Source organism: Streptomyces sp. NPDC015345, assembly GCF_043078805.1.
In the GTDB taxonomy this organism is placed as follows: domain Bacteria; phylum Actinomycetota; class Actinomycetes; order Streptomycetales; family Streptomycetaceae; genus Streptomyces.
Genome location: NZ_JBIBTX010000001.1, coordinates 465,045 through 491,053, shown reverse-complemented (window position 1 = coordinate 491,053; position 26,009 = coordinate 465,045). Strand labels below are relative to the sequence as shown.

25 protein-coding genes and 1 riboswitch are annotated in these 26,009 nt (G+C 71.6%); of the genes, 11 read left to right on the top strand and 14 right to left on the bottom strand.

What is annotated here, in order from left to right:
* Positions 1-3 precede the first annotated feature (3 nt).
* Positions 4-190, top strand: a riboswitch (cobalamin riboswitch).
* 83 nt (positions 191-273) lie between these two features.
* The 4 genes from ACF062_RS02305 to ACF062_RS02290 all read left to right on the top strand — a co-directional run bounded on the left by ACF062_RS02305 (position 274) and on the right by ACF062_RS02290 (position 3,996).
* Entirely contained in the window at positions 274-1,284 is a 1,011-nt protein-coding gene (locus tag ACF062_RS02305) for an ABC transporter substrate-binding protein (RefSeq protein WP_392136437.1), read from the top strand.
* On the top strand, positions 1,281-2,306 hold the full coding sequence (locus tag ACF062_RS02300; protein WP_392134572.1) for a FecCD family ABC transporter permease: 1,026 nt from the start codon (positions 1,281-1,283) through the stop codon (positions 2,304-2,306). The genes ACF062_RS02305 and ACF062_RS02300 overlap by 4 nt, the downstream gene beginning before the upstream one ends.
* A complete protein-coding gene (locus ACF062_RS02295; protein WP_392134570.1) occupies positions 2,303-3,124 on the top strand; it encodes an ABC transporter ATP-binding protein in 822 nt (273 codons plus the stop codon). Before ACF062_RS02300 ends, ACF062_RS02295 begins: the two co-directional genes overlap by 4 nt.
* A 68-nt stretch (positions 3,125-3,192) precedes the next feature.
* Complete coding sequence (locus tag ACF062_RS02290) at positions 3,193-3,996, top strand: metallophosphoesterase (RefSeq protein WP_392134567.1); 804 nt, start codon at positions 3,193-3,195, stop codon at positions 3,994-3,996.
* Positions 3,997-4,013: 17 nt separating this feature from the next.
* Here the strand turns inward: ACF062_RS02290 and ACF062_RS02285 are convergent, their stop codons facing one another.
* The 3 genes from ACF062_RS02285 to ACF062_RS02275 form a co-directional block, all read right to left on the bottom strand.
* On the bottom strand, positions 4,014-4,664 hold the full coding sequence (locus ACF062_RS02285; RefSeq protein WP_356576996.1) for an MgtC/SapB family protein: 651 nt from the start codon (positions 4,662-4,664) through the stop codon (positions 4,014-4,016).
* A 132-nt stretch (positions 4,665-4,796) separates the two neighbouring features.
* Positions 4,797-4,976, bottom strand: a complete 180-nt coding sequence (locus ACF062_RS02280; protein ID WP_356576994.1) for a hypothetical protein — start codon at positions 4,974-4,976, stop codon at positions 4,797-4,799.
* Between the two features lie 39 nt (positions 4,977-5,015).
* Positions 5,016-6,449 (bottom strand): hypothetical protein, encoded by a 1,434-nt coding sequence (locus tag ACF062_RS02275; RefSeq protein ID WP_392134564.1) that lies wholly within the window; start codon positions 6,447-6,449, stop codon positions 5,016-5,018.
* A gap of 177 nt (positions 6,450-6,626) precedes the next feature.
* Here ACF062_RS02275 and ACF062_RS02270 point away from each other — a divergent pair, with 177 nt between their 5' ends.
* The gene (locus ACF062_RS02270; RefSeq protein ID WP_356576990.1) at positions 6,627-7,592 is read left to right on the top strand and encodes a hypothetical protein; all 966 of its coding nucleotides are present in this window, start codon (positions 6,627-6,629) and stop codon (positions 7,590-7,592) included.
* Positions 7,593-7,920: 328 nt separating this feature from the next.
* On the opposite strand, the gene glnA is transcribed toward ACF062_RS02270, so the two are convergent.
* On the bottom strand, positions 7,921-9,330 hold the full coding sequence (gene glnA / locus ACF062_RS02265; protein ID WP_392136434.1) for a type I glutamate--ammonia ligase: 1,410 nt from the start codon (positions 9,328-9,330) through the stop codon (positions 7,921-7,923).
* A gap of 203 nt (positions 9,331-9,533) precedes the next feature.
* Here glnA and ACF062_RS02260 point away from each other — a divergent pair, with 203 nt between their 5' ends.
* On the top strand, positions 9,534-10,001 hold the full coding sequence (locus tag ACF062_RS02260; RefSeq protein ID WP_392134560.1) for an RDD family protein: 468 nt from the start codon (positions 9,534-9,536) through the stop codon (positions 9,999-10,001).
* A gap of 121 nt (positions 10,002-10,122) precedes the next feature.
* Here ACF062_RS02260 and ACF062_RS02255 read toward each other — a convergent pair whose 3' ends face one another.
* From ACF062_RS02255 to lipB, 4 genes are all read right to left on the bottom strand, one after another.
* Positions 10,123-10,830 (bottom strand): DUF4191 domain-containing protein, encoded by a 708-nt coding sequence (locus tag ACF062_RS02255; protein ID WP_392134557.1) that lies wholly within the window; start codon positions 10,828-10,830, stop codon positions 10,123-10,125.
* A gap of 30 nt (positions 10,831-10,860) precedes the next feature.
* Entirely contained in the window at positions 10,861-11,064 is a 204-nt protein-coding gene (locus ACF062_RS02250; protein ID WP_223774226.1) for a hypothetical protein, read from the bottom strand.
* A gap of 309 nt (positions 11,065-11,373) precedes the next feature.
* Positions 11,374-12,339 (bottom strand): lipoyl synthase, encoded by a 966-nt coding sequence (locus ACF062_RS02245; RefSeq protein ID WP_392134554.1) that lies wholly within the window; start codon positions 12,337-12,339, stop codon positions 11,374-11,376.
* Between the two features lie 102 nt (positions 12,340-12,441).
* Positions 12,442-13,263 (bottom strand): lipoyl(octanoyl) transferase LipB, encoded by an 822-nt coding sequence (gene lipB / locus ACF062_RS02240; RefSeq protein ID WP_392134551.1) that lies wholly within the window; start codon positions 13,261-13,263, stop codon positions 12,442-12,444.
* 217 nt (positions 13,264-13,480) lie between these two features.
* On the opposite strand from lipB, the gene ACF062_RS02235 reads away from it, so the two are divergent.
* Complete coding sequence (locus ACF062_RS02235) at positions 13,481-14,926, top strand: regulator (protein WP_392134548.1); 1,446 nt, start codon at positions 13,481-13,483, stop codon at positions 14,924-14,926.
* Positions 14,927-14,962: 36 nt separating this feature from the next.
* Here ACF062_RS02235 and ACF062_RS02230 read toward each other — a convergent pair whose 3' ends face one another.
* The 3 genes from ACF062_RS02230 to ACF062_RS02220 form a co-directional block, all read right to left on the bottom strand.
* Positions 14,963-17,125, bottom strand: coding sequence for a family 20 glycosylhydrolase (locus ACF062_RS02230; RefSeq protein ID WP_392134545.1), 2,163 nt, complete (start codon positions 17,123-17,125; stop codon positions 14,963-14,965).
* A gap of 250 nt (positions 17,126-17,375) precedes the next feature.
* Positions 17,376-18,731 carry an FAD-dependent oxidoreductase gene (locus tag ACF062_RS02225; protein ID WP_392134542.1) on the bottom strand — a complete coding sequence of 452 codons (1,356 nt, stop codon included), beginning with the start codon at positions 18,729-18,731 and terminating at the stop codon, positions 17,376-17,378.
* Positions 18,732-18,898: 167 nt separating this feature from the next.
* Positions 18,899-19,825, bottom strand: coding sequence for a TIGR01777 family oxidoreductase (locus ACF062_RS02220; RefSeq protein WP_392134539.1), 927 nt, complete (start codon positions 19,823-19,825; stop codon positions 18,899-18,901).
* A 61-nt stretch (positions 19,826-19,886) separates the two neighbouring features.
* Between ACF062_RS02220 and ACF062_RS02215 the strand changes: the two genes are divergently transcribed.
* A complete protein-coding gene (locus ACF062_RS02215; protein ID WP_320591209.1) occupies positions 19,887-20,375 on the top strand; it encodes a GNAT family N-acetyltransferase in 489 nt (162 codons plus the stop codon).
* 70 nt (positions 20,376-20,445) lie between these two features.
* The gene (locus ACF062_RS02210; RefSeq protein WP_392134536.1) at positions 20,446-21,582 is read left to right on the top strand and encodes a PP2C family protein-serine/threonine phosphatase; all 1,137 of its coding nucleotides are present in this window, start codon (positions 20,446-20,448) and stop codon (positions 21,580-21,582) included.
* Between the two features lie 192 nt (positions 21,583-21,774).
* On the opposite strand, the gene ACF062_RS02205 is transcribed toward ACF062_RS02210, so the two are convergent.
* Complete coding sequence (locus ACF062_RS02205; protein WP_392134533.1) at positions 21,775-22,428, bottom strand: TetR family transcriptional regulator; 654 nt, start codon at positions 22,426-22,428, stop codon at positions 21,775-21,777.
* Positions 22,429-22,581: 153 nt separating this feature from the next.
* On the opposite strand from ACF062_RS02205, the gene ACF062_RS02200 reads away from it, so the two are divergent.
* Positions 22,582-23,376: an SDR family NAD(P)-dependent oxidoreductase gene (locus ACF062_RS02200; protein WP_392134530.1), complete on the top strand. Its 795-nt coding sequence runs from the start codon at positions 22,582-22,584 to the stop codon at positions 23,374-23,376.
* Between the two features lie 16 nt (positions 23,377-23,392).
* Here the strand turns inward: ACF062_RS02200 and ACF062_RS02195 are convergent, their stop codons facing one another.
* Entirely contained in the window at positions 23,393-23,914 is a 522-nt protein-coding gene (locus ACF062_RS02195; protein ID WP_392136431.1) for a DUF4240 domain-containing protein, read from the bottom strand.
* 134 nt (positions 23,915-24,048) lie between these two features.
* Between ACF062_RS02195 and ACF062_RS02190 the strand changes: the two genes are divergently transcribed.
* Positions 24,049-24,996, top strand: a complete 948-nt coding sequence (locus tag ACF062_RS02190; protein WP_392134527.1) for an SDR family oxidoreductase — start codon at positions 24,049-24,051, stop codon at positions 24,994-24,996.
* Here the strand turns inward: ACF062_RS02190 and ACF062_RS02185 are convergent.
* Positions 24,987-25,958, bottom strand: a complete 972-nt coding sequence (locus ACF062_RS02185) for a helix-turn-helix transcriptional regulator (RefSeq protein WP_392134524.1) — start codon at positions 25,956-25,958, stop codon at positions 24,987-24,989. The two genes, ACF062_RS02190 and ACF062_RS02185, sit on opposite strands and share 10 nt — an antisense overlap.
* Positions 25,959-26,009: the final 51 nt, after the last annotated feature.

Sequence of the window (26,009 nt, the reverse complement as noted above, 5' to 3'; positions counted from 1 at the left end):
GCGTGATAACTTGCGCAAGCCAGTCAAACCCACACCTGGGCCAGGGAATCCGGTGGAAATCCGGAACTGACGCGCAGCGGTGAGGGGGACGGGCGGGGCCACGGCCACTGGGCGTCTTCGGACGCCTGGGAAGGCGCCCCGTCCGGTTCGATCCCGAGTCCGAAGACCTGCTGGCGCCTCCGCTCGCACACCGGGCGGCGGAGGCCGTGACGCAGACCAGGCTCCGCGTATGAGCCGTGACACTCAAGGGATCGCGTGTCCTCGACAGTCCGTATGTCCGCCGTGCTCTGTACCGCACTGCTCGCGCTCACCGCCTGCGGTGGCGGCTCCGCCCAGAAGTCCGCGGGCAAGAGCGCCGACGGCTACCCCGTCACGGTCGCCTCCTGCGGCAAGGAGGCCGAGGTCCAGGCCCCGCCGAAGCGCGCCGTCTCCCTCGACCAGGGCTCCACGGAGATCCTGCTCTCCCTCGGCCTCGCCGACCGCATGGCGGGCACGGGCACCTGGACCGACCCCATCCCGAAGCACCTGGAGAAGGAGAACGCGAAGGTCGAGCGGCTCGCCGACCGCTACCCCGCCCTGGAGAAGGTCCTCTCCAAGGAGCCGGACTTCGTCAGCGCCTCCTTCCTCTACACCGTGGGCAAGGGCGGCGTCGCCGACCGCGCGAAGTTCACCGAACTCGGCGTGCCCGTCTACGTCTCGCCCACCGACTGCGCGGGCAAGGACAACGACGGCGGCGGCGACGGCAAACGCGTCAAGACCCTCACCATGGACACCGTCTACGGCGAGGTACGCGACCTCGCCGAGGTGTTCGGCGTCGAGAAGCGCGGCGAGAAGCTGATCGCGGACCTGAAGGGCCGCGTCGCGAAGGCCACGAAGGACATCGACGCGTCCGGTGTCTCGCTCCTGTACTGGTTCGCCAACTCCGACGCCCCGTACATGGCGGGCTGCTGCGGCGCCCCCGGCATCATCACCCGCGAACTCGGCGCGAAGAACGTCTTCGACGACACCCGCGAGGAGTGGCCCCAGATCAACTGGGAGACCGTCGCCGACCGCGACCCCGACGTCCTCGTCATCGGTGACCTCACCCGCAAGTCGCAGTCCGCGGAGAGCGCCGCGGCGAAGATCAGGTTCCTGGAGTCCAACCCCGCGACCAAGAACCTCACCGCCGTCAAGAAGAAGCGCTACGTACTCCTCAGCGGCCAGGCCATGAACCCCACGATCCGCACGGTCGACGGCATCGAGCAAGTGGCCGCCGGCCTGCGGAAGTTCGGGCTGGCGAAGTGAGCCCGGTCGCCCCCGTCCGGCATGGGCTGCTGTGGCTGGCCGGCGGCGCCGCGCTCGTCCTCTCGGTGGCGGTCGCCGTCACCATCGGCCCCGCCGACATCTCGGTCCCCGACGTGTTCTCGGCGCTCGCCGCGCACCTCGGCTGGGGCGAGGCACACCTCACCCCCATCAGGGACGGCATCGTCTGGAACCTGCGGCTGCCCCGCACCCTGCTCGCCGCGGTCTGCGGCGCGGGCCTCGCGGTCTGCGGCGCGGTCATGCAGTCCCTGCTCCGCAACCCCCTCGCGGACCCCTTCGTGCTCGGGGTGTCGTCCGGGGCGTCCACCGGAGCGGTCGCGGTCGTCGTCCTCGGTGTCGGCGGGGGAGCGCTGTCGATCTCGGCGGGCGCCTTCGTGGGCGCGCTCTGCTCGTTCGCGCTCGTCCTCCTGCTGAGCCACACACTCGGCGGCACGACGGACCGCGTCGTACTGTCGGGCGTCGCCGCGATGCAGCTCTTCTCCGCGCTGACATCGTTCGTCATCCTCACCGCGGGCGACGCGGAGACCACCCGCGGCGTGCTGTTCTGGCTGCTCGGCTCGCTCAGCGGGGCGGGCTGGACGGACGTGTGGCTGTGCGCGGCGGTCCTCGCCGCGGTGCTGCTCGTCTGCCTCGGTCACGCCCGTACGCTCGACGCCTTCGCCTTCGGGCAGGAGGCGGCGGCGACACTGGGCGTACGGGTGGCCCGCACCCGCCTGGTCCTGCTCTGCGTGACGGCGCTGCTGACCGCCGTCCTGGTCAGCTCGGCGGGCGCCATCGGCTTCGTGGGCCTGGTCCTGCCGCACGCGGCCCGCGCCTTCACCGGCTCGGGGCACGCCCGGCTGCTCCCGGTCACGGCACTCACCGGCGCGGTGTTCCTGGTCTGGGTGGACACCCTGGCCCGCACGGCCCTGGACCCGCAGGAGGTCCCGGTGGGCGTCGTGACGTCACTCATCGGCGTACCCGCGTTCGTGGTGGTGCTGTACCGGACGCGGAGGGCGACATGACGACGTACGAGGTAACGGCGGACGCCCGGGGCGGTCTGCGCGCCGACCGGGTCACCCGCGAGGCCGGCGGCCGGCTCGTCGTCGACGGCGTGAGCCTCGCCCCGCCGCCCGGCGCCACGGTGGGCCTCCTCGGCCCCAACGGCTCCGGAAAGTCCACACTCCTGCGGATCCTCGCCGGAGTCCTCGCCCCCGCCTCGGGGGTGGTCACCCTGGACGGCCACCCGCTGCCCGACACCCCGCGCCGCACGGTGGCACGCCGTATCGCGGTGGTCGAGCAACACGCCACCACGCAAACCGAGTTGACTGTACGAGACGTCGTACGCCTCGGCCGCATCCCGCACCGCCGCGCGTGGTCGGCCCCCACGCCCCACGACGAGCGGGCCGTACGCGAGGCCTTGGCGCACACGGGCCTCACCGACCGCGCGGCCCAGTCCTGGCACACGCTCTCCGGCGGCGAACGCCAACGTGTCCAGATAGCCCGCGCCCTGGCCCAGGAGCCCCGCGAACTCCTCCTGGACGAGCCCACCAACCACCTCGACATCCAGCACCAGCTCGACCTGCTCTCCCTGGTCGCCGAACTCCCCGTCACCAGCGTGATCGCCCTGCACGACCTCAACCTGGCGGCGATGTTCTGCGACCACGTACTGATCCTGAAGGACGGCACGGCGTACGCGGCGGGCACGCCGACGGAGGTGATCACGGAGGAACTCATCGCGGAGGTCTACGGCGTACGGGCGGTGGTGACCCGCGAGGACCCTCCCTCCGTCCGCTTCCTGCGAGGCCCGGTACCAGTCCAGCCGCGCACGACCGGCACTTAACGCGGAACGGCCGGCGGCCGTAGGTTCACGCCGAAGACCGTGAACCACGCGAGGAGGAGCCCGCAGCCATGCGAGCGCAGCCACAGGAACGGACGACCGCGGTGATCGCCCACGTGAGCGACACCCACATCGATACGCACGAGGAGGACGGCGGCCGCAGCGTCGCCCGCACCCGCGCGGTCATGGAGTACCTGAACACCCTCCCGTACGACCTGGACGCGGTCATCGTCACGGGCGACATAGCCGACCACGCGGCCCCTTCGGAGTACGAGGCGGCCCGCGAACTCCTTGCGACCCGCCACCCCCTGCTGACCTGCCCCGGAAACCACGACGACCGCGCGGCGTTCCGCGCACACCTGCTGGGCGAGCCGCCGAGCACGGCCCCCGTCAACCACTCCCGCACGACGCCCCGCTTCACTCTCGCCCTCTGCGACACCTCGGTCCCCGGCGAGGACCACGGCAGGCTGGCCGACGAGACCCTGACCTGGCTGACGAACACCCTGGCGGCGGCCCCGGCGGATGTACCGGCACTGATCGCCTTCCACCACCCGCCGACCACCCTGCACACGCCGTACGTCGACGAGATCCGCCAGTTCGACGAGACCCGCCTGGCCGCCCTGACGGCCCGCCACCCCAACATCACGGCATTCCTGGCGGGCCACGCCCACACCCCCGCGGCAACGACCTTCGCGGACCGCCCGCTCCTGGTGGCCCCCGGCGTCGTCTCGACCCTCCGCCTCCCCTGGGAACCCCAGACGGACGCGGCCCATCACGTACACCGGGACTTGCCGCCGGCGGTGGCTTTCCATGTCCTGGACGAGACGGGCCGCCTGACTACGCACTACCGGGCGGTGCCGCTCGACCTGCACTGAGCCGCTCCGACATGCCCTCACTCGTCCCGGGAGTCGTCGCGTCGGCAGGCCACCACGCCGGGCACATCGGCGAACCGAACGGTCAGCGCTCCGAGGTCCCCGCGTCCCACGACGGAGATGAGCACCTCGGCCGTGTGCTCGGCGTCGCCCGTGGAGACCGTCCGCAGCCCGTCGACGACGAACCCGGCGGCCTCGCACTGCGCGAGGAGTTCATGCAGCAGCCGAGGACGCCACAGATAGGTGATCCGGTAACCGGCGGGCACCGATCTCAGCGCGGGCAGCCGGTGGGCGAGGGGTCGTACCCCGTAGGAGACGAGGAAGTAGGCGGCGGTCGCGAGGACCGCGAGCAGCGGCAGCCCCGCGGCGGCCGCCGAACCCACGGCGGCGGTGAGCCAGATGGTCGCCGCGGTGGTGAGGCCCTGCACCGAGCCGCGCTGCACGAAGATGACGCCCGCCCCGATGAAGCCGAGCCCCGAGACGATCTGCGCGGCCATGCGGGACGGATCCAGGGAGACGGTCCCCGTATGCAGGACATCGCTGAACCCATACTTGCTCACGAGCGTGAACAGCGCGGCCCCGACCCCGACGATGGTGTACGTCCGCAGCCCCGCGGCCTTCTGCCGGATCTCCCGCTCCAGCCCGATGACCCCGGACAACAGAAAGGCCACGCCGAACTCCCCGGCCTGCACCCATCCCTGCCCACTCGGTTCCAGAGCCGCCCGCAGCACCACGCGTCTCTCCCTTCACTCACATCACAGCCATACGTGCGTGCACATACCTGCACGCACGTACCTCCACTGTCACCGATCGGGCGGTGTCGGGCCATCACGGTCCGTCTCACCGCTCAGCTCCCGCCGCACTTGCCGCCAGGCGCGGATGATCTGCGGCAGCCTCGACAGCACCTCACTGATCTGGGTCAGCAGGAGCGTGACGCAGCCGAACGCGGCGAGGATCACAAGGGTCACTTCGTCCCACTTCATGGCGTGGCCTCTGACTTCCGACGTCTTGGCGAGAGCTCGCTAGCAGAACAGGCCCTGGCGGCAGAGCCAGTCGAGGGCGTCCGCCCCCAGCCGGTCCGGCGCTTCGAGCAACGCGGTCTCCGCCGCCACGAGGTCGGCCAGCGACTCGGGTGCGCCCGACCGGTCCAGCACGGCAAGGCGTTCCATCGCCGAGCCGACGGTGTCGGGCCAGCCGGGCATTCCGAAGTGGTCGGGAGCTTTGACAGCGGCCGAGACGGCTCGGTGCAGCAGTCCCGCACGCCAGCCCTGCTCCCGCATCACCTCCGAGGTGAACCAGACCCGGTTGTCGACGTGCCGGACGAACTCCGTTACGTCTTCCTGTACGGTCCGCAGCGCGAAGCGTGAGCCGCCGGCCCACGGAAGGTCCACATCCGAGGCGACGGCCGCGAAGGCGAGCAGTTTCTCGGGCCGGTCGTCCCGCGCGGCCACCAGCGCGGCGCGAGCCCTGCGGTACAGATCGACGCTCTGCGCGAAGATCTCCCCGTCGCTCGGTCCGCCGTCCGCCGCGTGGATCGCGTCCAGCGGCCCCTCACGCCAGGCGTCGTCGACCAGACCGACCGCCGCCGCGCTCACCAGGACGTCGATATCGTCCGCGTCGATACCGCAGTGGGCCAGGACAGCGGGGGCATGCTCCTCGATGCCCGTGAGCGGCGAAGATCTCTCCTGTTCCGCCGGTCCGGCCTTCCCCAGGAGCGCTGCGAGCCGAGGTGACAGGGGCCCGGGCCCCGGGTCCTCCACGATGATCTCGTGCTCCGCCAGATCCTCGAATACGGCGTCCGGCCCACAGTCGATCTCCGAGGAGTCATGGCGTCCCGAGCAGCCCTCCGGGCATTCGAGCTCCCCGCACATCTCCGGCTCATCGGGCTGGGCCTCGTTGACCAGGTGATAGGCAAGCCGTTCCGCTACCGCCTCCCGCGCGGTGATCATGGCGAGGTCGAGCCGGAAGGCCTCGTCCTTCAGCTCGGAGACATCCGGGTCGCCAGGGTCCACGGAAGCGGGTGCCTCCGGTGTGTCAGGGACCCAGGTGTACGCGGACTCCAGCGAGATCAGCAGCCAGGCGACACGAAGGGCCTCGATCTCATCACCCCGGGCCAGCCCCGCCACGGCCTCGGCGGCCTGCCGCACACTGTCCAGCCGGGCGAGATGATGTTCACGTACCGGCGTCCAGGCCGCGAACTCCGCCCGAGCCCGCTCGGCGTCGTGGGTCAGCGCGGCGTCCCGGTCCCGCCGGGCGCGGGTGATCAGGCGGCTCAGGCAAGGACGGCAGCCGGAAAGGCCGGCTGTCGGGGTCGGCCCGAGTGGTATGGCGGCGAGGTCCGGGCCGAACGGCCTGCTGCAAAGACGACACTCCAGACCGCCCGCCTGCCGTGATGTGGGGACGCCGGCCAGTACGGCGGCACGGATCGTGTCATGGGCGTAGGCAGGGATGTGCATGCGCGGCGACTCCTTTGGCGGTGGCGCTCCTTCGGCGCCGTCTCCATGCTCACCTCGTGGATCGGCCGTGAGTCACGGTTTGGCGGCGTACCGGCGAACTTGACGAATACTGACTCGCCCCTGGCCTGCGCCTTCTACGGTGTTGGCAGAACTTGACACCGCGCTCAGGAGGACCCCTTGGCCACCGCCACCACTGCCTCGCCCCTGCCACCGGGCCCGCACCGGGAGTTGGTCGAGGCGCTGCAAGAACTACACCGGGCGGCAGGCAAGTTGAGCTTCCGGAAGGTGAGCACACTCATCGGCGGTCGTGAGGATCAGCTGTCGTCAGCCAGCCATGAGACCGTGCGCTCCGCCGTCAACGGATTGCGGGTGCCGCGCTGGGAGACCGTCCATGACATCGTCCTGGTCCTGGCCGGACAGTGCAGCCCGCCCCGGGACGAGGAGGCCGAGACGGCCAGGTTCCTGCCGCTGTGGCGCGCCATCGGTGAGGGAGAGTCGGGCGCGCTGAAGTCGTTCCAGGAACTGGTCAACGGCGGCTGGGGAGGCGAGGACGGCAAGTGGACGCCGGAACTGGTCATGGGGATGCTGATCAACCCGTTCAGCGCCATCGAGATCCACCCTTCGCTCGCCGCCCCTCACGAGCCGCTGATACCGGAGGACCAATGGGTCCATGGGATGGCGCGGCTCATCGAGGAGCAGGGGGCGGAACACGCGCTGCGGGTCCTGCTGCACCTGCTGAAGGGTGACTATGTCGGCGCGGAGGAGGGCGCACCCTACGGCTACAGCAATCCTGACAGGAAGGCGATGGAGGCGTTCGCGGCCTTCCAGTACGGCTGCCGGGAAATCCTCCGCCGCCTTGCCGACGAGCCGAACCTCCTCGCGGAGTCGATCCGGGCCATGCGCGCCGACGAGACGATGGATCGCGACGATCGCGCGGAAATGCTGGAGAACGAGTCGGACCCGAGCCTGTTGCGCGAGCTGATGATCGTGACCCCCGACACCTGGGACGAGGTCTCGGAGGAAGCACACCACATGGTCTTCGGCTACATGATCAAACAGATCAGCCCTGTGGGTCCGCTCGGGCTGCCCGACGCCGAGCGCTTCCAGATCACCTGGCGCATTCCCGAGCCATCCGCGGCGTAGCCCCCTGTCCTCTTCCCATTCCAGGTATGCCGAGCAGATCCTCCACCATTACCATGCGTGCCCGTTCCTTCTGCTTGCGTAGAGCCGACAGCAAAGTGGATGTCAAGGCAATGGTCTTCGGCTCATCCTTGGTCGTGGATTCCGTCCCGCTCGTAGTCCGCAAGCCTCGGGCGGGGGCCATGCCGTGAACGAGTGAGGCCGCCATCCCGGCGGGGAGTGGCGGCCTCACTGTTGCTGACGCTGCGTCAGGGAATCGGCCGAGCGGTGCACACGCGGTGCACAAGGAGGCGAATACAAGCATCCCGCCCCGGTCGCCCGGACCTGATCTTTAGATGTCGAAGTACAGCTCAAACTCATGCGGATGCGGCCGCAGCTGAATCGGCGCGATCTCGTTCGTCCGCTTGTAGTCGATCCACGTCTCGATCAGGTCGGACGTGAAGACGCCGCCCGCCTGGAGGTACTCGTTGTCCGCCTCCAGGGCGTCGAGGACCGCGGGGAGGGAGGTCGGGACCTGGGGGACGCCCGCGTGCTCCTCGGGGGCGAGCTCGTAGAGGTCCTTGTCGATCGGCTCGGCCGGCTCGATCTTGTTCTTGACGCCGTCGAGGCCCGCCAGGAGCAGAGCGGAGAAGGCGAGGTACGGGTTCGAGGACGGGTCCGGCGCGCGGAACTCGACGCGCTTGGCCTTCGGGTTCGAGCCCGTGATCGGGATACGCATGGCCGCGGAGCGGTTGCGCTGCGAGTAGACCAGGTTGACCGGGGCCTCGAAGCCGGGGACCAGGCGGTGGTAGGAGTTCACCGTCGGGTTGGTGAAGGCCAGCAGCGACGGCGCGTGCTTGAGGATGCCGCCGATGTAGTAGCGCGCGGTGTCGGAGAGGCCCGCGTAACCCTGCTCGTCGTAGAAGAGCGGGACGCCGTTCGACCACAGCGACTGGTGGACGTGCATGCCCGAGCCGTTGTCGCCGAAGATCGGCTTCGGCATGAAGGTCGCGGTCTTCTCGTTGCGCCAGGCGACGTTCTTCACGATGTACTTGAAGAGCATCAGGTCGTCGGCCGCGGCCAGCAGCGTGTTGAACTTGTAGTTGATCTCGGCCTGGCCCGCCGTGCCCACCTCGTGGTGCTGGCGCTCGACCTGGAGGCCGTTCTTGTCGAGTTCGAGGGAGATCTCGGCGCGCAGGTCGGCGAAGTGGTCGACCGGCGGGGCCGGGAAGTAACCGCCCTTGTAGCGGACCTTGTAGCCGCGGTTGTTCTCGACCGCACCCGTGTTCCAGGCGCCGGCCTCGGAGTCGATGTGGTAGAAGCTCTCGTTCGCCGACGTCTGGAAGCGGACGTTGTCGAAGACGTAGAACTCCGCCTCGGGGCCGAAGTACGCGGTGTCGGCGATGCCGGTCGAGGCCAGGTACGCCTCGGCCTTCTTCGCGACGTTCCGCGGGTCACGGCTGTACTGCTCGCCCGTGATCGGGTCGTGGATGAAGAAGTTGATGTTGACGGTCTTGTCGCGGCGGAAGGGGTCCACGCGAGCCGTCGACAGGTCGGCGCGCAGCGCCATGTCCGACTCGTGGATGGCCTGGAAGCCACGGATCGACGATCCGTCGAAGGCCAGCTCCTCGTCCGGGTCGAACGCCGCCGCCGGGATCGTGAAGTGCTGCATGACACCGGGCAGGTCGCAGAAGCGGACGTCGATGAACTTGACGTCCTCGTCCGCGATGTACTTCTTCGCGTCGTCGGCGTTCTGGAACAACATCCAACTCCTCCTACTCCCGCCCGGGGCGGGACGGGGTTGCAGCTCGTGGTGCGGCCAGTGCGGTGGCACACGCTGGGACCCGACCATAGGGACGGGGGATTTCTCAAGCATGACCCATTTGTTTCGCCGAAGTTAACCGGCCCGGCGGCGAAGGGGGGTGCCCCGGTCCCGTCCGGGACCGGCCGCAGTACCGTGGACGGGTGGACAACAGGCAAGTAATCGGATCGTGGCTGTCCGGCCCGCGCGCGGCCGCGGAGGACGCCGGAGTCGACTTCGGGTACCGGGGCGAGCAGCTCGGCCTGCCGGAGGAGGGGCCGGGATCGATCGCGCGCCCCGGCCGCCGCATCGGTGCCATCGCCGTGGACTGGGGCCTGTGCATGGTGATCGCATACGGTCTGTTCGCCCGTGGTGACCAACAGGCCATGGGCAACTGGGCCCTCGGCATCTTCTTCGTGATGAGCGTGCTCACCGTCGGCACGGTCGGCTGCACGCCCGGCAAGGCCCTGTTCCGGCTGCGCGTCGTCGCCGAGGGCGGCGGGCGGCTCGGCATCGGCTGGGTGCTGGCCCGCAGCGTCCTGCTGTGCGTCGCCCTCCCCGCCCTGATCTGGGACCGCGACGGCCGAGGCCTCCACGACCGCCTCGCCCGCGCCGTGCAGGTCAGGATCTGACCGGAACGAGTACGAGAACCGGCCTACGACGATGAAGGCCCCGGAACCGATCGGTTCCGGGGCCTTCATCGTCGTAGGTGGAAGGGGCGTGCCGGCGCGGAGCGCTACCGCACGGGAAGAACTACCGCGCCTTCGGGCCGCCGCGCGGCATCCGCATGCCCTTGGGCATCGGGCCCTTCGGGAGGGGCATATTGGACATAAGGTCCCCCATCGCCCGCAGGCGGTCATTCGTGGCCGTCACCTGCGGGCCCGTGAGCACCCGCGGCAGCTTCAGCAGCGTCGTGCGCAGCTTCTTCAGGGAGACCGTGTCGTCGGTGGTGCCGACGATGACGTCGTGCACCGGGACGTCGGACACGATGCGCGCCATCTTCTTCTTCTCGGCGGCCAGCAGGCCCTTCACCCGGTTCGGGTTGCCCTCGGCCACCAGGACGATGCCGGCCTTGCCGACGGTGCGGTGCACCACGTCCTGACTGCGGTTCATCGCGACCGCAGGGGTCGTCGTCCACCCGCGGCCGATCTTGTCGAGCACCGCGGCCGCCGCTCCGGGCTGGCCCTCCATCTGTCCGAAGGCGGCACGCTCGGCCCTGCGTCCGAAGACGATCGCCATCGCGAGGAAGGCGAGCAGGAAGCCGAGAATGCCCAGATAGACCGGGTGACCGATCAAGAAGCCGATCGCGAGGAAGACACCAAAGGTGACGATTCCCACAGCCGCGATGACGAGGCCGATTTTGGAGTCGGCCCGTCGGGTCATCTTGTAGGTCAGAGCGATCTGCTTGAGTCGCCCTGGCTCCGCGGCCGCATCCGCCGCGGTGGTTTCCTTCCTCGCCATGTCGTGAAGTCTACGTGGCCCCGGGCGCGACTACGACGTGCGGGTTGCCACGCCCTCCTCGAAGACCCGCAGCGCCTCGACCCGGTCCTTGGCGCGACGCCGGTCCTCGAGCACGGAAGTCCAGGCGTTGCGGCGTGCGGTGCGCTGGCCGCCGCTCATCAGCAGCGACTCGACGGCACGCAGGGCGTCGGTGACGGACGGGATGGCGGTGGCGCGTACGGGCGCGGCCTGCATGATGGGGCCCTCCTGGGGAAGCGGCTCGGGGGTGAGCGCTATGGGTAAGGGTGGGGCAAATGCTGGGGGTAAGGCTGTACGTGCGGTGACTCCAGGGTCACTGATTGGTGTTACCAGGGCGTGACTGAGTGGTCAAACGCCGATGAAACCTTGACGCCCCGCGACGCCATGCCCCAAAACACTGACGCGGTCCGTACGACCCCCTTCACCTGCGGGGATCGCACGAACCGCGTCGTTGCGGGTTCTACCAGTCAGTAGCTCCTTGTGCGCGGATTCACACAGTGCCCGCGCGACCGGCGTGTGCCGGTCTCACACCGCCTGCGAGGCCACGTACGCCCCGCGCTTCTCGATCGCCATCTGGTACAGGCGCCCGGCGCGGTACGAGGAGCGGACCAGCGGGCCCGACATGACGCCGGAGAAGCCGATCTCCTCGGCCTCCTCCTTCAGCTCCACGAACTCCGCCGGCTTGACCCAGCGCTCCACGGGGTGGTGCCGCGGGGTCGGGCGCAGGTACTGCGTGATCGTGATCAGCTCGCAGCCCGCCTCGTGCAGGGCGTGCAGCGCCTCGCTGATCTCCGCGCGCTCCTCGCCCATGCCGAGGATGAGGTTGGACTTGGTGACCAGGCCGGCCTCGCGGGCCCGCGTGATGACCTCCAGCGAGCGCTCGAAGCGGAAGCCGGGGCGGATCCGCTTGAAGATGCGCGGCACCGTCTCCACGTTGTGCCCGAGGACCTCGGGGCGCGAGGAGAAGACCTCGGCCAGCTGGTCGGGGTCGGCGTTGAAGTCGGGGATGAGCAGCTCGACCTTGGTGTAGCCCTCGGCGCGCTCCGCCGTCATGGCGTGGATCTGGCGCACCGTCTCGGCGTACAGCCAGGCGCCGCCGTCCTGAAGGTCGTCGCGGGCAACGCCGGTGATCGTCGCGTAGTTCAGGTCCATCGTGACGACGGACTCGCCGACGCGGCGCGGCTCGTCGCGGTCGAGGGCCTGTGGCTTGCCGGTGTCGATCTGGCAGAAGTCACAGCGCCGCGTGCACTGGTCGCCGCCGATGAGGAACGTGGCCTCGCGGTCTTCCCAGCACTCGTAGATGTTCGGACAGCCCGCCTCCTGGCAGACCGTGTGCAGACCCTCGCTCTTGACGAGTTTCTGCAGGGCGTTGTACTCGGGGCCCATTTTCGCCCGGGTCTTGATCCACTCGGGCTTGCGCTCGATGGGGGTCTGGGCGTTCCGGACCTCCAGGCGCAGCATCTTGCGTCCGTCGGGTGCGACTGCGGACACATCGGCTCCCTGTAGCTTCGATTCTTCGGCGCACACCAGAGTACGCCCGTTATTTCGCGGGACTTACTTCCGGCCAACCTCTGGCCAGAGGAGAGCATTCCCTCAGGCTCCGGCGGGTTCAGCCTGCTTCTCCGCCTGCCGTTCCACGACGCGCGGCTTCAGCTCCGCGTTCTCCAGTACGTCCCGCAGATGCCGCTCCGCGACGGGCAGGACGTCGGCGATGGTGATCTCGCGGTCCAGCTCGTACGCCAGGGAGGTGACGCCCGCGTCGCGGATGCCGCACGGGATGATCCGGTCGAACCAGGTGTTGTCCGGGTTCACGTTCAGCGAGAAGCCGTGCATCGTCACGCCCTTGGCGACGCGGATGCCGATCGCGGCGATCTTGCGGTCCTCGCGGCGCTGGCCCGCGTTGGACGGCGCGTACTCCGGACCGTTGAACCGGGCGTCGAACTCGTCGTCCGTCAGGCGCGGGTCGAAGTCCAGGGAGAGCCCGCCGAGCGCCGGACGCTCCTCCACCGGATCCCCGAGGACCCATACGCCGCTGCGGCCCTCGACGCGCGAGGTCTCCAGGCCGAACTCCGCACACGTACGGATAAGAGCCTCCTCCAGACGCCGCACATGTGCTACGACGTCCACCGGGCGCGGCAGCTTCTGGATCGGATAGCCCACCAGCTGGCCCGGACCGTGCCAGGTGATCTTGCCGCCGCGGTCCACGTCGATCACGGGCGTGCCGTCCAGCGGGCGCTCGCTGTCCTCGGTGCGCCGGCCCGCGGTGTAGACCGGCGGATGCTCCACGAGCAGGCAGGTGTCGGGCACCTCGTCGGCGAAGCGGGCCGCGTGCACGCGGCGCTGCTCGTCCCATGCCTCCTGGTACTCCACGGCGTCCGGGCCGAAGCCCATATGGACGAACCGAAACTCACTCACGGCAGGTGCCTCCCTGAACATTCACCGTGCACATATCGCGCCCCTGCCACTGTACGGGCCACCTCAGCAGGCAACTCGGGCCCGGGTTCCTCACACGATCGGATGAACAGCGGAGGAAGCCGCATCCACGGGCCGTGATGGCCGTTACATTCGCGCCGTTCACGAGGCCATAAGGGCTGCTCAAGGCAGGCCCGGAAGGCAGGAGACCGCACAGCCGATGACGGAACGACCCCCGCAGCGCACTCCCAACCGCCAGCTAGCCGCGCTCATCTCGGAAGCCGGGTTCTCCAATGCGGGCCTTGCCCGCCGCGTCGATCAGCTCGGCCTCGAACACGGCCTCGATCTGCGCTATGACAAGACGTCCGTGACCAGATGGCTGCGCGGGCAGCAGCCCCGAGGCACCACACCCGCACTGATCGCCGAGGTCTTCACCCGACGGCTCGGGAGGCGCCTGTCCGCCCAGGACCTCGGGCTCGACGCGTGCGCGCCGGTATACGCCGGGCTGGAGTTCGCCGCCACGCCCGAAGAGGCCGTCGACATCGTCGGGGGCCTGTGGCGCAAGGACTCCGGCAGCCACGCCGAACTGCGGAAGATCGCCTTCACCCCGGCCGGGCTCGTCGTGCCCAGCCGGGACTGGCTGATCGGCCGGGCCGACGAGCGCGTCGGGCGCGGGGAGACCGATCCCGGCCATGTGCGCGTGCCCGCCCAGGGCCGCCCCGGCGTGCCCCGCCAGCGCAGGGAGTCCGACCGCGGCCCCGGCCAGCGCGTCACCAACGGCGACATCGCGGCGCTGCGCTCCGTCGGCGAGCTGTTCCGCGCGCTCGACAACGCCTACGGCGGCGGGCACGCCCGCCAGGCCCTCGTCCGCTATCTGGAGCACGAGGCCGAGCCGATGCTCCGTGGCACCTACGGCGAGCAGGCCGGGCGGCGGCTCTTCGCGGCCGCCGCCGACCTGACCCGCCTCGCGGGCTGGACCTCGTACGACATCGCGGCCCACGGCCTCGCCCAGCGGTACTACGTCCAGGCGCTGCGCCTCTCGCAGGCGGCGGGCGACCGGGCGTACGGCTCGTATGTCCTGGTCACGATGAGCCGCCAGGCCGTCTACCTCGGGCACGGACGCGAGGCCGTGCAGCTCGCGCGCGTGGCCCAGCAGGGCGTCGGCTCCTCGGCGCCGCCCGTCGTGCAGTCCCTGTTGTACGCCGCCGAGGCGCGCGGGCACGGGGTGCTCGGCGAGGCGCGGGCCTGCGCGGCCTCGCTGGTGCGGGCCGAGCGGTCGCTCGAGGCGTCCCGGCCCGGCGACGAGGTGCCGCACTGGGCGCGGTTCTTCGACGAGGCGCAGCTCGCGGACGAGCAGGGGCACTGCTACCGCGACCTCCAGCAGTACCGCGCCGCCGCCCAGCACGCCGAGCGCTCGCTCCAGCTGCGCGCGCCCGGCTTCGCGCGCAGCCGCCTGTTCTGCCGGGTGGTGCTCGCCACCGCGCGGCTCGGCCTCGGCGAGCTGGAGCAGGCCTGCCAGCTCGGCGCGGAGGCGGCGCAGGCGGCGGCGGAGATGCGGTCCGCCCGGGCCCATGAGTACGTACGCGAATTCGAGCGCCGCCTTGAGCCGTACCGGGACGCGGCGCCGGTGCGGGGGTACCGCGACAGGCTCGCGGCCCTCGGGTGACCTCGCGCGCGACGGCGCTTCCCGGCGGTGCGGAGCTCACTTCAGACGCGCGGCCTCCGCCGGGGACAGCGCCTCGTCCCACGTGATCAGGTCGTCCAGATCCCCGCGCAGACCGGCCTTCTCCGTCCCGATCGAACGCAGGGGGAGGGGCAGCGACGCGTCCACGGCGCCGACCCGGACCCCGTCGGCGTACAGGACCGTGTGCCCCGGCATGGCCACCCACGTCAGCCGTGTCCAGCGGTCCAGCGGCAGCGTGTGGCCGAAGCTGTGGTCCGCCTCGCCGAACCGCGTGAAGCCGACCCGGCCGGTGCCGTGCTGCATCAGCTTCAGGGCGCCCGCCTTCGAACTGAGCAGGACCTGATCGGCCGTCCGGGAGGTCGCGCGGACCCGCACCGAGACCGTCCAGGGCTCGGCGACGTCGAGGCCGCCGAAGCCGACGCCGTCCCGGTCGGAGTCGAACCGCCAGGCCCGGCCGCGCACGCCGGGCACGGGCGTCGGGTTGTCGATGATGTACGACGTGCCGTGCAGGCCACCGGCCACGTCCTCGGCGAAGAGCGTGTTGCCGGGGCTCCCCGCGTATGTCCAGCCGCTCGGGTACGGCGCGTCGTCGAAGGTCCAGTGGTGGCTTGGGCGCCCCTCGACGCGGGGCGGCACCGGCGCGGGCGTGGTGCCCGCGGGGTCGCCGACGCGGGCGGCGCGGGCCCGGAAGGCGGCGAGTGTGTCCGGCGTAGGGGACCCGTTCCAGGCGCGGTCGGCGAGGATCGCGCGGGGGCCCGCCAGGTGCTGTTCGAAGTAGCCGTCGTCGGCCCAGAAGTTGTAGTCCGCCCAGTTCGTGACGCCGGAGCCGAGCATGTCGGGGGCGGTGCTCGGCGCCCAGCCGTCGTACATCCAAGGCTCGTCCGGGTACAGGTGGTGGTAGTTGTTCGGGGTGTTGTAGAAGGGGCCGATGGCGATCTCGTCATGGCCCGGAACGGCCGGTTCGGCGTCCGTGCCCTCCCAGGTGAGGAAGACGACGCCGGGGCGGACCCGCTGCTGGGGCGCGGCCAGGTGTTCGGAGCCGTTGTAGACGGCGGTGCGCTTGCCGTGGGAAGTGACCACGCCGTCCAGGGTGTTGATGTAGCGGTTGAGGAGATCGCCGAGCGTGCTGACGTCGGGGGCGCTCGCGAGGTGGTCCTGCACGCGAGGGCACCGCGCGAGCTGCCCGGGGACCTCCTCCGCACCGATCGAGAAGAGCGGCGCGTCGAACCAGCCGGCGAACTCCGCCACGATCTCCTTCGACTTCGCCACCGCCTTCTCGCTGGTCATGTCGATGATCCAGTCGGGCGTGAGGTGCGAGTGGGTGTGCGCGCCCGTGCAGGGGTTTGGCCCGGAGCCGAAGCCGATGCCGAAGGTCTCGCTGATCGCGGTGGCGTGGCCGGGCAGTTCGAGGCCGGGCATCAGCTGCACGTGCTGCCGGGCCGCGAAGGCCTTCAGGTGTTCGATGTCGGCGCGGCTGTAGCTGTGCGCCGGGTCGGCGAGGCCGGGAAACCGGGGGCTGTTCAGGCGGAAGCCCTCGGATTCGGAGAGGTGCAGGAGCAGCGTGTTGAGCTTCTGGTCGCCCATCCTGCGGATCAGGTTCTCCAGGTACGGGATGCGCCAGTACTTGCGGCCCGCGTCGAGATGGACCATGCGGATCCGCTGCGTGGGCCGGTCCGTGGCGGTGGCGCGCGGCAGCGTGCGATGGCTGCCTTCCGTGGCGCGCAGGAGCTGGAGCAGCGTCCGCGTCCCGTAGAACAGGCCGTGCGTGGACGCCGCCTCGATACGGATGGGCCCCCGGCTGTCGAAGCGGTACCCCTCGGCGCCGAGGCCGCCCCGGTCGGTGAGGGTGAGCACGATGTCCCCGGCGGCCGGGCGTCGGCGGTCACCGGTGACGCGCGGCGTGATGCCGGTGACCTGCTTGAGCTCCGTACGCAGTTGAGTGGCGAGGCCGCGTACGGACTGCCGTGCCGGGCCCGGGAGTTCCGCGCGGCCGCCGGGCAGCGTGGTGGCGGACGCGGTGCGCGGGTCGATGAGGATGCGGGTGTGGCGGGTGAGCGAGGTGTGGCCGGCGAGCGTGGTCCAGTCGGTGGGGCGGGGGACGACCGACGGTGGCGCGTCCGGCCCCGCGGGCTTGTTGGGGGAGGCGTCGGCCTGGGCGTTGGGCAGAACGAGAGCTCCCATCAATAAGCCGAGGATGATCGATGCCACCGGCAAGGTGCGACGCACGTCAGTCCTCCCGCTGCTTGGCGATCCGGGGGACGGGACCGTAATCGCGTACGGCAGGGGTCGCAAGAGGAGTTGCCGGGCCCTGTGAGGTGGCGGGGGCAGGAAGAAGCCCCCGCGTGGGGGAACGGGGGCTTCCGGGGAGCGGACCGAGAGATCGGAGGGGTGAGCCGGGGGAGCGGGGGCGGTCGGACAGTCCGCTTCGGCCTCAGGCCGCGGCGGGCAGTGGCTCGTGGGCGTACGCCGGTGCGATGCCGAAGTCGGTGAGTACGGCGTGTGCCGCGCGCCGCCCCGAGTGCAGGGCGCCCTGCACGGTGCTGGTGTCCCGGTGGTCCCCGCAGACGTAGAGCCCCGAGAGCAGGCGGACCGGGCGGCGCGGGTCGTGCGGCGGCGGCATCGCGGGCACGGCCTCGCGGGTGTGATGGACGGCGAGGAGTTCCCAGCGGTCGGTCGGGGTGCCGTACAGCGTGGCGAGATGCGCGCGGACGGTCCGCTCGTCCGGCGGCGGGCCGAGCACCGTCGAGGAGACGAGGACGCGGTCGGCGGGCGCGCGCGACGGGTCGACCCGGCTGATGACGGACGTGTGGGCGACCGGGCCCGCGCGGTCGGCGTCCAGGAGCAGCGCGGGACCGTCGAGCGGTGGTTCGGGAGCCGTGTGGTGAAACACCGTCAGCTCGTGGAACGGCGGTACGCGCAGGCCGGGCAGCAGCTCGGCGGCGGCGCGGGCGTCGGTGGCCAGCAGCACGGCGCGGCAGGAGATCTCGCCGTGCTCGGCGGTGGTGACGGACGTCGTCGCCACCGAGGTGACGCGCACCCCGGTACGGACCGTGCCCGGCGCCAGCGCCGCCGCGAGCAGCTCGGGCAGGACCTCGGCGCCGCCTTCCGGTATGCAGAGCCGGCCGCGCGCGAAGGCGTGCAGGGCGAGGTCCGCGCACCGGCTTGAGGTGGTCAGGCCGGGGTCGCAGAGCAGCGCGGAGAGCAGCGGGCGCAGGAAGCCGTCGATGGTGCGGGAGGGCAGCCCGCGCGCGGCCAGGGCGCGTGCCGCCGGCAGTTCGGGGCGGGCCAGCAGGCGCTCGACGGGGGTCGCCGCGAGGCGGGCGAGGGCGGCGCCGAGCCGGGCCTGGTCGAGGGGGCCGCCGAGCGGGGCGGAGGTGCGCGGCGCCGCACCGGAGACGGCCCGTGCGGGCCGCGGCACGCGGGGGGCGCTCGCGAGGGCGCGCGCCGCTGTGAGTGCGCCCCTCGCGCTCCGTCCCGGCAGCGGCTCGGCCGCGCGGTGGCGGCGGCCGTCGCTGTGCACCAGCAGGCCCGGCGCGAAGGGACGCAGGACGAGCGCGTCGAGGCCCGGCGTGCGGCGCAGCTCCGGATACGAGGTGGTGAGCAACTGCCCGATCCTGTCGAGCCGGAAGCCGTCGACCTTCTCGGTCGACATGCGACCGCCGACGTAAGGGGCGGCCTCCAGGACGACGGTCGTCACACCGGCGCTGGTCAGCCGATGCGCGGCCGAGAGCCCCGCGGCCCCGGCCCCCACGATGACGACATCCGCATGGTGCGCTGGCTCTGGCACGTGCCCTCCCGGAGGTCGCGCGGCTGGTGGGGAGCTGATGCCCTCGACGAGGCGCCGGAATCCCCGACTTCGGGACGAGGGTAGGAGCGGGCCGGGGCCGGGGCAGTCGCGCACGCACCGGGCACGGTCGCACGCCGGTCGCACGCGGCGAGATCCTCGCGGCCCCTTCACCTCAGGGCAGCCCGCAGCGTCTCCTCGATGCCGGGGTACGTGAACGTGAAGCCGGAGTCCAGCAGGCGCCTTGGCACGACCCGCTGGCTCGCCAGGACATCGCCCGCCATCTCGCCGAGCACCAACCGCAGCGCGGGCGCCGGTGCCGTGAGGAGCGTGGGCCGCTTCAGCACCCGCCCCATCGCGGCCGTCACCTCTGCGTTGGTGAGCGGCTCGGGTGCCGTGAGGTTCACCGGGCCCGACAACGACTCCGTGTCGAGGAGATGGCGCAGCGCGGCGACCTCGTCGTGCAGGGAGATGTGGCTCCAGTACTGCCGGCCGTCGCCGAGGCGGCCGCCGAGGCCCGCCTTGAAGAGCGGGAACAGGCGCCCCCAGGCGCCGCCCTCGCGCGCCACCACCAGGCCGTTGCGGGCATGGACGGTACGGATGCCCGCCGCCTCGGCGGCCGCGGTGGCCGCCTCCCACTCCACGCACAGCGACGGCAGGAAGCCCTGCCCGGCGGGGGCGCTCTCGTCCACCGCGCGCTGACCGGTGTCTCCGTAGTAGCCGATCGCGCTCGCGTTCACGAACACGCGCGGTGGTACGTCGAGCGAGGCCGCCGTGGCGGCGAGCGTGCCGGTGCCGAGGACCCGGCTGTCGCGCAGCTCCCGTTTGTAGGCGTCCGTCCAGCGGTGGTCGCCGATGCCCGCGCCCGCGAGGTTGACGATCGCGGTGCAGCCCGTCAGGCCCACCGCGTCGACGTACCCCTCCTCGGGGTCCCAGCGCACCTCGTCCTTGCCGTGGGGCGCTCTGCGCACCAGCCGGACCACCTCGTGCCCGTCCGCTGCGAGGGAGCGGGTGAGCGCGGTGCCGATGAGCCCGGAGGCGCCGGCGACGGCCACCCGGTACGGCTGCGGGGAACGCTGCGGCTGTGTGGGTTCCATGGCTCCATCCTCCCTCCGAACGGCCCGGCGGGCGGGACGGGCGCCGCCGTACAGTGGCGCCATGACGGACATGCACATACGTACCGCGCTGCCCGAGGACGACGACGCCCTCGCCCGTCTCGACCGCGCCACGTGGTCCACCCTGCACGCGGTGCAGCCCCGTCCCGAGCCTCCCTACGAGCCCTTCTTCAACGACCGGTTCGGCCCCCATGACCACCTCGTCGCCGAGCTGGAGGGGCGGCTCGTCGGCTATGTGAAGCTCGGGTTCCCCACGCCGCTCGCCGTCAACGCCCACGTCCGCCAGATCCAGGGCTTCGTCGTCGCCGAGGACGTGCGCGGCACAGGGGTCGGCAGGCGGCTGCTCCGGGCCGCCATGGACGAGGCCCGCAGACAGGGCGCCGTCCGCCTCACGCTGCGGGTCCTCGGGCACAACACCCCGGCCCGCAAGCTCTACGAAGCGGAGGGCTTCGTGATCGAGGGCGTGCTGCCCGGCGAGTTCCTGCTGGACGGCGCGTACGTCGACGACGTGCTGATGGGCCGGCCTCTGTGACCGATGGGACACCGCACCCGACGGACCGGCCCGGCGTGCGGTGTCCCGGCGCGCGTAGGAGCGTGAAGAGATGATCAGGGCTGCGGCCAGACGGCGCGACGCGGAGGAGCGCGACTGGTTGCTGCGCGGAACGCCGCCCCCGCCCTGGCTGCGCTGGCCGCCGCCGCTGCTCCTGGTGGTGATCACCCTCCTCCAGTGGTTCACCCCCCAGACGGTGGACCTGGCCTTCCTGGTCGTGGCGGCGCCGCCGCTGGCCGCCCTGTCGTACGGGCCCGCCGCCACCGCGCTGATGGGCGGTGCCGTGGTCATGCTGCTCCTGCTGCCCGGCTTCGGGCTCGGCCGTCCCGGCAACAGCGACGCCCTGACGATCGCCTTCATCGCCCTGCTCAGTGTGGTCTTCGCATGGGTGCGCAGCCGCCGCGAGGCCCAGCTCGTCACGGTCCGCACGGTCGCCGAGGCGGCCCAGTTCGCGGTGCTGCCGCCGCTGCCGGAGCGGGTCGGGCGGGTGCGGTTCGCGGGCCTGTACCAGGCCGCGCAGCACGAGTCGCTGGTCGGCGGCGACTTCTTCGACGTACGCAGGGGGCCGGGGGTCGTCCGGGCCCTCATCGGCGATGTGCGGGGGCACGGTCTTGCCGCCGTCGGCACGGTCGCCGCGCTGCTCGGCGCCTTCCGCGAGGCGGTCCTCGACCAGCCCGACCTGGAGGGTGTCGCGGCCCGCCTCGACCGCAGGCTCGTCGTCGACTCGCAGGGCGACGAACACACCGAACTGTTCGCCACGGCCGTGCTCCTCGAGTTCCCCGACGACTCCACCGTCGTCCGCGTCGTCTCCTGCGGCCATCCGCCGCCGCTGTTGCTGCGCGGCCCCGCGGTCATCGAGCTGCCGGTGGTGTCAGGGCCTCCGCTCGGCCTCGGCATCTCGGGCCTCGCCCCGCCCGAACAGCTGACGGTGCCGCTGCTCGCCGGGGACCGGCTGTTCGGCCTGACCGACGGGGTGAGCGAGGCGCGCGACGCGTCCGGCACGTTCTATCCGCTGGCCGAGCGGATCAGCGAGATGGTGAAGGCGGACCCGGCGACCCTGGACGACCCCGCCGGCCTCACGGAGCGGGTGTGGTCGGACGTGCTGCGCTTCGCGGGGACGGTGCGCGATGACGTGACGATGATGGTGTTCGCGCCGGAGGAGCAGACTCCGGGACCGGACACGCCCTAGGGCCTGTCTGACAATTCCCGCCTGCCTCGCGACGCCATGCACGCACTCTCGCCGCACCGGGCGCAGAGCCAAGTACATCCAGTACGAGGCCCTACGCCCGGCACGCCGAGAGCACGCACCTGACGCCGCGAGGCCGCCCTCCGGGCGACGACGCGAATTGTCAGACAGGCCCTAGGCCCGCCGCCGCGCCGCTCACGACCCGGGGCCCATGAGGCGGTCCAGGCACCGCGCCGCGAGGTCCGCGGGGGAGCCGGGGCCCGTGACGTCCGCGTCCGTCTCCGACCAGGTCTCCAGGGCGATCCGGATGGCGGCGGTCGCGGCGGCCGCGGCGAGGCGGACCTGGAGCGAACCTGTCCCCACGCCCGCCCCCTGGCCTGCCGCCACACCCGCGTCCACGCCCACGCGCTCCGCGACGAGCGGGCGGAGCAATTCCTCGGACTCCTGGTTCACGCGGTACCAGACCGCCCGCAGCGCCGGGTCCCCCGTTGCCGCGCGCAGCAGCCCGCGCGTCTGGCGCAGCCCGTCCGCCGCCGCCTCGTCCGGCGCTGCGAGCGCCTCGCGGACCGCCGCCCGCAGCGCGTCGGGCAGGGCCGCCGCCGGATCCGTCGCGGCCAGCAGCGCCCGCCAGCGCTGCCCGCCGACGGCGAGCAGCGGTCCTACGGCGTCCTGCTTGGCGCGGAAGTACCGGTAGAAGGTGCGCAGTCCGACCCCGGCCCGCCGCGCGATGGCCTCGGCCGTGGTGCCGTCGGTGCCCCGCGCGACGAACAGCTCGGCCGCGGCGTGGGCGATCTCCAGCTGCGTGGCCAGCTTGCGGCGCTCGGTGAGGGTCAGGGCCTGTGTGCTCACCACGGCAGAGTACGCGGCTCACACCAGCACATCGGCAGCATGGGCCCACATGGCACATTGTGCCACTCAGGCGTACTGTGAAGGATGTGCCCGGGGGGAAGCGTGCCCGGGAGAAGCGAGCGGAGCCGAGAGCTCCAGGAGTGGGAGTACGACATGCAGACCCTGAACCGTTACGAGGGACGCCGCGCCCTGGTCACCGGCGGCGGCTCCGGCATCGGGCAGGCGACCGTGCTGCGCATGCTGGCCGAGGGCGGCAGGGTCGTCGCCGCCGACGTCAGCGAGGACGGCCTGAAGGACACCGTCGCCAAGGCGGGCACGGACGCGGAGCGCCTCACCACCACCGTCGTGAACATCGCCGACGAGGCCTCGGTCCGCGCCGGCGTCGCCACCGCCACGGCCGCGCTCGGGGGCCTCGACGTCCTGGTCAACGCCGCGGGCATCCTGCGCTCCTCGCACACCCACGAGACCACCCTCGACGCCTTCAACCAGGTCATCGCCGTCAACCTCACCGGCACCTTCCTGATGATCCGCGAGGCGATACCGGCGCTGCTCCGGGGCGAGGGCTCCGCCGTCGTCAACTTCAGCTCCACCTCGGCGATGTTCGCCCACCCGTACATGGCGGCGTACGCGGCCAGCAAGGGCGGCATCCAGTCCATGACGCACGCCCTCGCCGCCGAGTACGGGAAGCAGGGCATCCGGTTCACCGCCGTACAGCCCGGCTCCATCTCCTCCGGGATGACGGATGGTTCGGGCGCGAGCCGGCAGAGCCTTGGCCCCGGCCTGCCCGAGGACGCCGACATGAGCCTGTTCGTGAAGCTGGCGCCCGCCCTCGGCCAGGGCTTCGCCGGTCCCGAGACCGTCGCGTCCGTCGTGGCCATGCTCGCCTCGGACGACGGCCGCTTCATCACCGGCACCGAGGTGCGCATCGACGGCGGCACCCACTACTGAACCGCGTGGCCGCGGCTCAGTCGCTCATGAAGCGGCCCCACAGCTTCGGATAGCGCTGCGCCATCACCGCGTCGTCCTCGAAGTCGACGGGCGTACCCACCGGCTCTGGCGGCGCGGGCAGGATGCCGAGGTCCGGTGCGACGAGGCCGGTGAGCTGCTCGTACGCCTCATCGGCCGCGTAACCGAGCTCCTCGCCGTCGCCGTCCAGCTCCTCGTCGAAGTCGTCCAGGAGATCGGCGAGCGCGTCGGGGTCGTGCAGGGCGCCCTCGAAGATCTCCCGGCCCTGGCCGATCAGCCAGCACCGGAAGTAGTCGAAGGCGTCGTCGCTCGCGCCGCCGAGCAGCACCCAGGCGGCGCCCCACAGGTCCCAGCGGTAGGCGCGGTTGTACCGGGCCTCGAAGTGGCGGGCGAAGTCGAGGACGGAGTCCGGGTCGTACCGCAGCAGTCTCTCGACGAGCAGCTCGGCGTGGTCCTCGGGGTCGCCGCCGGCGGCCTCGCGGGTGCTGTCCACGATCTCCCAGAACTCCGTCTCGTCCATCACGGGTCCAGCATCGGCCCTGAGGAGTGGGGGCGCACGCGGAGTGCGCCGGAATGCGGCTGTCTCGTTATGCGCGCACATGCCGATGGAAAGACCGACAGGAGTTGTCGCCTTTTGGTGGAAGCCTCAAGGACATGGAGACCACACAGCAAGCGACCCGCCCCGCACAGCCGCTGACCGGAAGGATCGCCCTCGTCGCCGGTGCCACGCGCGGCGCGGGCCGCGCCATGGCCGTGGAACTGGGCCGCGCCGGAGCCACCGTCTACGTCACGGGACGCACCACGCGCGAGCGCGTCAGCGAGGTCGGCCGCAGCACCGAGACCATCGAGGAGACCGCCGAGCTGGTCGACGCCGCCGGCGGCACGGGCATCGCCGTGCCCACCGACCACCTGGAGCCCGCACAGGTCGCCTCCCTCGTCGAGCGGATCGACCGCGAGCAGGGCCGCCTGGACATCCTCGTCAACGACATCTGGGGCGGCGACCTGCACGTCGAGTGGGACAAGAAGATGTGGGAGCACGACCTCGACAAGGGCCTGCGCGTCCTGCGCCTCGGCATCGAGACCCACATCGTCACCAGCAGGTACGCGCTGCCGCTGCTCATCAAGAACCCCGGCGGCCTGGTCGTCGAGGTCACCGACGGCACCGCCGAGTACAACGGCCCCCACTACCGCAAGCCCTTCTACTACGACCTCGCCAAGGCCGCCCCGCTGCGGATGGCCCGCGGCCTCGCCGAGGAACTCACGGAGTACGGCTGCACGGCCCTCGCGCTGTCCCCCGGCTGGCTGCGCTCCGAAGCCATGCTCGACACCCACTTCAAGGTGACCGAGGAGAACTGGCGGGCGGGCTGCGAGCAGAACCCGCACTTCGCGATCTCCGAGACGCCCGCCTTCGTCGGCCGGGCGCTCGTCGCCCTCGCCGCCGACCCCGACGTGGCCCGCCACAACGGCGCGTCGCTCTCCAGCGGCGGCCTCGCCAAGGAGTACGGCTTCACCGACGTCGACGGCTCGGCGCCCGACGCCTGGCGGTACATCACGGAGGTCGACCAGGAGAGCCCTACGGCGGACGTCACCGGCTACCGGTAGAGCGCCGCCGAGCGCGCCGCGGCTTCCGCGAACCGCTCCCGCAGCGCCGCGGGCTCCAGCACCTCCACCTCCGGGCCGAGCGCCATGAGCTGCGTGTACGCCACGTCCTCGTTCTCGACGGGCAGGGTGGCCGTCACCCTGCCCGTCGCGTCGGGCTCACCGGCGCTCTCCATGGCCTCCCGCGCCACCACCCGGTCGGTGGCGTACGGCAGCTGACGCACGCCCGCCTCGGTGAGCCGCACCACGACCTCCGCCCGCAGGATCGCCCGCGCGAACTGCGCCGCCCGCTCCTCCCAGAAGGCCGGCAGGTCGAACTCCTCGTCCCGTACGAAGCGTTCCTCGCCGACGGCGACCGCGGTGAACCGGTCGATGCGGTACACGCGGTGCGAACCGGAATCGGGCACCCGCGCGCACAGATACCAGACGCCCGCCTTGAGCACGAGCCCGTACGGCTCCAACTCCCGCTCCACCTCGGCCTCCTGGCGGCGGTAGCGGGCGGTGATCCGCCGGTCGTCCCAGACCGCGTCCGCGACGGCGGGCAGCAGCTCGGGCGCGGGCGACTCCTTGAACCAGCCCGGCGCGTCCAGATGGAACCGCTGCGAGGCGCTGCGCGGGGCGTCCCGCAGCGAGGGCATGAGCGCCGCCGACACCTTCAGACGGGCCGCCGATGCCGCGTCCTCAAGACCCATCTCCCGCAGCGCGCCCGGCACCCCGGAGAGGAACAGCGCCTCGGCCTCGCTGCGGCCGAGCCCGGTGAGCCGCGTGCGGTAGCCGCCGATGAGCCGGTAGCCGCCGGTCCGCCCCCGGTCGGCGTAGACGGGCACGCCCGCCTCCGACAGGGCCTGCGCGTCCCGCGTGATGGTGCGCTCCGACACCTCCAGCTCGGCGGCCAGCTCGGCGGCGGTCATGGAGGGCCGTGCCTGGAGCAGCAGCACCATCTTGATGAGGCGGGCAGCGCGCATGGCCCCCATGATGCCGTCATACACGGGTGCGGGCCCCCGCCAGTGGCAGGG